This window comes from Corynebacterium sp. HMSC075D04 (genome assembly GCF_001815635.1).
GTDB classification, from domain to species: Bacteria; Actinomycetota; Actinomycetes; order Mycobacteriales; family Mycobacteriaceae; genus Corynebacterium; species Corynebacterium coyleae.
Genome location: NZ_KV821368.1, coordinates 961 through 1,221 on the forward strand (window position 1 = coordinate 961; position 261 = coordinate 1,221).

The 261-nt window shown below is 63.6% G+C and carries 1 protein-coding gene; it reads left to right on the forward strand.

Going from position 1 to position 261, the window contains the following annotated elements; translation table 11 throughout:
* A partial coding sequence (locus HMPREF3048_RS11915) for a transposase (RefSeq protein ID WP_210398438.1) occupies positions 1 to 261 on the forward strand: 261 nt, incomplete at both ends.

The following is a 261-nucleotide window of genomic DNA, read 5'->3' on the forward strand; positions in this document are numbered from 1 at the left end:
TCAACCAAATCCTCTCCGCCCAGGCCGACACCGTCTGCGGCGCCGAATACGGCGTCGCCTCCACCGAGCGGGTCAACCACCGCAACGGGTATCGCCACCGCGACCTTGACACCCGTGTCGGCACGATCGACGTAGCAGTGCCGAAGCTGCGCCACGGAGCGTTCTTCCCAGAATGGCTGTTAGAGCGACGCTCACGAGCAGAACGAGCCTTATCGACTGTGATCGCCACCTGCTACCTCAAAGGGGTCTCCACCCGCAGGA